Raw genomic sequence first — 4,695 nt, 5'->3', positions numbered from 1 at the left:
AGGGGGGACCTTTTGAAAAAGGCCCCCCCTTCCCTTCCCCCCGGCCGCCGGAGGCGCCTACCGCCCAATGGCGGCGTGCAGGTAGCGGCGGCCGAGCGGGGTGTCGCCCAGGGCCTCGGCCCAGTGCAGGTAGACGAGTTTCAGGTAACGGGCGTGGACGTGGTCGGCCACGGCGAGCCGTTTGTCCACCTCGGCCAGGCCGAGGGCGTCCAGGGCGTCGAACAGGGCGGCGGCCCGGTGTTCGGGCCGGTGGCGGGCGTTGACCTCGGCGTAGCCCGCCTCGGCCAGGGCCCGGCGGCGCGGTTCGTCGGCCAGCAGTTCGCAGATGATGTCCACCAGCCCGTCCATGTCGGCGGGATCGTAAGTGGCCAGGTGCTCGCCGTCGCGAAAGAGCCTGTCCAGGCCGTGGCCCACGCGCGGGGTGACCAGGCAGGAGCGGGTGGCCAGGGCCTCGAAGACGCGGAAGTTCAGGTCGCCGCGCTCGGCGATGTTCAGGACAACGCGGGCCCTGGGGAAGAGCTCGGAAAACTCGCCCCTGCGCACCTCCAGGTTGGGCAGGCGCGCCTTGAGTTCCCGAAGAAAGGCGTGTCGCTCGGGCGTGGTCTCGGGGTTCACGGTGCCCGCGAAGAGCAGGTCCCATTCCGGGTGGACGGGCTGCTCGGGCGGGCGTTCGTCGCGGATGGGAAACGGCGGAAACCAGACGACGTGGTCGTGGTCCAGGCGGCGGCGGAAGAACGGCAGGTGGTCGCGCAGGCTGACCAGGGCGAGGTCGAACCCCTGGGCGTAGAGGGGCAGCCAGGAATGAATGTGCGAATCCACGGCGTAGATGGCCGTGGGACACGGGAAGCGCTCCACCCCGAGAAGCGGCGGCGGGAAGGAGCGGTCGGTGTAGAGCACGTAGTCGGGCTCGCGGCCGCATCGGGCCACGATGTCCTCCCAGGTGAACACGGCCGGTTCGGCCATGGGGAAGTATTCGACCTCGAACCCCCGGTCGCGGGCGTAGGACTTCTTGAAGTAGTATCCGCCTATCCAGGCGATGAGTCCCGACGACAAGCTGTTTTCCTTTTGCTCTCCGGTTGAGGCCGCCCGGCCCGGCGGCGCGTTCACGGTTGACGCGGCCGGGGCGGCCAAATTTTCCCCACCCGACTCGGTGCACGACATATGCCAATGCCGGGCGGATCGGCCCGGCCGGTTGCGGTTCCCGGCCGCACGGACCGCCGGGAAGGCCCCTGGCGACCGAACGGCACGATATCTGCATTTTTGGCCTGCAACCGCTCGATACCGTTAATTTGCCGACACCCGCCGGGGCGGCGGGCAGGCCCGTTCAGACGCGGAAAGGACGCAACAGGAGAAAGAACCGATGCTGCATCACCAATCGCCACAGGCCGCCGACGGCCCCAGCGCCGCGACGGGGCCGGAAAACGGGAAACTCGTCCTCTACTTCTACCGCGAGGGCGAGGACTTCACCCTGCCCGGCCATTTTCCCCGCCTGCCCCGCATTCCCCTGTTGCAAGGCGCGAACGACGACCTGACCTGTCCCGAGGGAAGCTACCTGACCACGGACAGCCCGGAACGCGCGGACTACATCGTCTTCCCCTACGACGTCTCGCCCCTGATTTTCAAGTACCGGACCATCTTCGTCCACTTCTTCATCAAATCGCTGCCGCACTTCCTGCGCCATGAGCGCAAGCACGTCTTTCTCGCCTCCCACGACCGGGGCCAGCCCCTGTGCACGGATGCGGTGATCTTCACCCACGCCCCGCGAAAGAGCAATACCGACGACGGCAACATCCTGACATTTCCGCACTTTCCTGGACAGCACGTCCTGGATTCCGCCCCCGAGCTCACCTTTTCGGACATCCGCTACGACATCTGCTTCGCCGGGGCCTAGTCGGACCCGATCCGCAAACGGATGCTCGACAGCGTCTCCCGGCGGGACGACCTGCGCTTTTTCTTCCGCTACCCGGAGACCACCGACTGGTCGGACAAGGAGACCTCCTACCTGCACATGGAGGACAGGGACCGCAAGCGCAGGCTGGAGGAGATGTACGTCAAATCCCTCAAGGAGTCCTGGATCGTGCTCTGCCCGAGGGGGATGGGCTCCTCGTCCATCCGCCTGTACGAGACCCTGTGCATGGGCCGCATCCCGGTCCACGTCTCGGACGAGTACACCTACCCCTTCGCCGACGAGATCGACTACTCGCGGTTCTGCATCACCCTTCCCCAGGGAGCGGCCGACGTGGCGGGCGACGTCCTGGCCCGGTGGCTGCGCGGCAAGACCGAGGACGACCTCGCCGCAATCTGCCGCGAGGCCCGGTCCGTCTGGGAAAAGCACTTCCGCCCCGATGACGCCAAGGGAATCATGCTGCGGATGCTGGCCAGGCACAAGGCCGCCCCCGGCCCGGTGAAACGGAACAAGTACGTCCCGATCCGGTCGGAGGACGGCCGCGGCAAGCGCATGGGCTATGCGCCCGGCTTTTTCAAGAACATGGACATCGACAACCGGGAGGTCTGGCTCAACCGGCCCTTCAAGGTGGAGAAATCCGCCCTTGACCCAAATGGAGTCATGAATGAATGCAACGGCATTCCCTGCTACCTCGCGCCCCAGGACATCCGGTTCCTCTTCGCGGTGGGCCAGACGGCTCCCCTGAACGCCGCCATCCTGGAAATCGGCAGCTAGATGGGCGGATCGAGCATCGCCCTGGCCAACGGCCTGATGTCCTCCCGCAATCTCGGCGGGGTCATCTACGCGGTGGACACCTGGGGCGGCTCGCCCGAGCACGAGGATTTCGACTTCATCCGGGACGACGCGATGTACGGCATGTTTCTCAGGAACATCCGCGAGGCCTCGGCGGACCTGCTCATCCGGCCCGTGCGCGCCCCGAGCGTGGAGGGTGCGAAACGGTTCCTGGACAACAGCCTCGACATACTCTTCGTCGATGGCAACCACAGCTACGAGTGCTGCCTGGAAGACCTTGAGGCGTGGTACTCCAAGGTCAAGCCCGGCGGCACCATCCTGGGCCACGACTACTATGCCGACACGAAGAACGGCGTCTACAGAGCGGCTCAGGAGTTCGCGGCAAAGAACGCCCTGGCGGTGCAGGAGCCAGAGGGGCTCCGCTTCTTCATTCTGAAAAAGCCGCAATAGCCTCCGACAGGATCATCCGGACGCGCCGCAAGGAAAAAGCGGCCGCCCCACAGCTGTGGGGCGGCCGCTTTCCTCTTCCGTCTCGCGGGACCGAACGGACCATGCGAACGATGAACCCGATCACCCCGCCATGGCGGCCGTCTTCTCCTCGATCTCCCGCTTCAGCTCCCTGGCCATGTCGTAGGACCTGGAGATGAGCGGGGGAAGGATCGGGTCGCTGATGAGCGACGAGATCGACCCGAGCGGGTTGGGGGTGATGAGCCGGTACTTTTCCAGATAGCACCCGGCATGGGTGGGTTCGCAATCCTCGGGCTCGCGCGTTTTTTCCAGGCACAGGACAAAGGCGTGGGCCAGGAAAAGGGGATAGATGGACTTGATGTCCACCGGCATGACCACGTCGATGGGCTGGAGCTTGAGCCGGCATTCCGGCGGGGGCAGCCGCAGGACGTTCATCTCGGACTTCCGCTGGAGGTGCGAGAGGTCGTAGTCCCCCATGAACTGCGGGAGGTACTGCTTGACGCTGAACCCGGCGACAAAGGCGATGTCGATGAGGCTCTTGAGCGTGTACCAGCGGATATGGGTGTAGTCCCACGTCCCGCCGGAGACGTAGGGGAAATCGCCGGTCAGGATGCGGTAGATGCTCTCCCACCACTGCACGTTGGGCGTCTGGACGATCAGCTTGCCCCCCGGCGCGAGGTACTTGTTGAATTTCTTCATCACGTACCACGGGTCGTAGGTATGCTCCATGGACATGGGGGCGAGGATGTAGTTGAAAAATCCCTCGTACTCCTCCTCCAGCCAGGCGTCCTCCCGGTTGAGGTCGATGAGCCAGGTCTTGTCCAGGAGGTCGGCCACCGCGTCCCGCGCCACCGGATTGATCTCGATGCCGTAGATGCCGTTGCACCCCTTGTCGCGGCGCAGGCCGAGCAGGAGCGAGGCGTCGCCGAAACCGTATTCCATGATGTTCGCGGCGCCCTCTTCCACAAAGTGGGCGACCTCGAAGCGGAAATTGCCGTTGGCGATGCGCCGGTCGACAATGCCGTTCAGGCGTTTCTGCTGTTCTTCGTTGAGCATGGGTACTCCCTTCGTTTCTCCTGATGGCCGCGCGCGGAACCGGTGCTTCGCCGAAGCCCGCCCGGCGGCGGAATGTCGCTGGCCCCGTCATGCCCGGCCCGCCGTTGCGGGCATGCGCCAATGTTTCGACGCCTCCCCGGATGGGACGGCGCGCGCGTCGGTCCATGCGGCTCCGGGGCGCGCGGGTTTTCCGCCTTCCGCCCAGGCAAGCGCGGGCAAACGGCAGATCGGGTCCGGCAAGGGACGCAGCAAGATGCATACCAGCAGGAATTGCGGAACAAATGGCCCGGAAGGCCGGAGCGCCGCGCGGGCGGAGAGGGGAAAGGAGTCCTAGCCGGGGATGAGCCCGATGCGGACGAAGGCGAGGTAGAGCTCGCGGCTGATCCAGGCGTCGGTGGCCGCGTAGGCGACCTGCTGGGGCGAGAGGCGGTCCTTGGCCCAGTTGGAGCACTGGGCGGACTTGGAGATGCGGA

General features: G+C 65.7%; 5 protein-coding genes and 1 pseudogene. 3 read left to right on the top strand and 3 right to left on the bottom strand.

The window, feature by feature from the left end; genetic code table 11:
• Nucleotides 1–57: 57 nt before the first annotated feature.
• Nucleotides 58–1,053: a glycosyltransferase gene (locus PHP91_RS17085; RefSeq protein WP_300143684.1), complete on the bottom strand. Its 996-nt coding sequence runs from the start codon at nt 1,051–1,053 to the stop codon at nt 58–60.
• 307 nt (nt 1,054–1,360) lie between these two features.
• Between PHP91_RS17085 and PHP91_RS17080 the strand changes: the two genes are divergently transcribed.
• Genes PHP91_RS17080 through PHP91_RS17070 form a run of 3 tightly spaced genes read left to right on the top strand, consistent with a single transcriptional unit; the run spans nt 1,361 to nt 3,148 of the window.
• Nucleotides 1,361–1,891 (top strand): hypothetical protein, encoded by a 531-nt coding sequence (locus PHP91_RS17080; RefSeq protein ID WP_300143681.1) that lies wholly within the window; start codon nt 1,361–1,363, stop codon nt 1,889–1,891.
• Between the two features lie 21 nt (nt 1,892–1,912).
• On the top strand, nt 1,913–2,680 hold the full coding sequence (locus PHP91_RS17075; RefSeq protein WP_300143678.1) for an exostosin family protein: 768 nt from the start codon (nt 1,913–1,915) through the stop codon (nt 2,678–2,680).
• Nucleotides 2,681–3,148: a class I SAM-dependent methyltransferase gene (locus PHP91_RS17070; RefSeq protein ID WP_300143675.1), complete on the top strand. Its 468-nt coding sequence runs from the start codon at nt 2,681–2,683 to the stop codon at nt 3,146–3,148.
• Nucleotides 3,149–3,268: 120 nt separating this feature from the next.
• Here the strand turns inward: PHP91_RS17070 and PHP91_RS17065 are convergent, their stop codons facing one another.
• Together PHP91_RS17065 and PHP91_RS17060 are read right to left on the bottom strand one after the other, a co-directional pair.
• Nucleotides 3,269–4,222: a class I SAM-dependent methyltransferase gene (locus tag PHP91_RS17065; protein ID WP_300143672.1), complete on the bottom strand. Its 954-nt coding sequence runs from the start codon at nt 4,220–4,222 to the stop codon at nt 3,269–3,271.
• Between the two features lie 330 nt (nt 4,223–4,552).
• Nucleotides 4,553–4,695 (bottom strand): annotated as a pseudogene (locus PHP91_RS17060) (3'-5' exonuclease domain-containing protein 2); the annotation flags it as partial.

This window comes from Pseudodesulfovibrio sp. (assembly GCF_028692895.1).
In the GTDB taxonomy this organism is placed as follows: Bacteria; Desulfobacterota; Desulfovibrionia; order Desulfovibrionales; family Desulfovibrionaceae; genus Pseudodesulfovibrio.
Note: the sequence above shows the minus strand (reverse complement) of the source record. Positions and strands in the feature narration are given on the sequence as shown.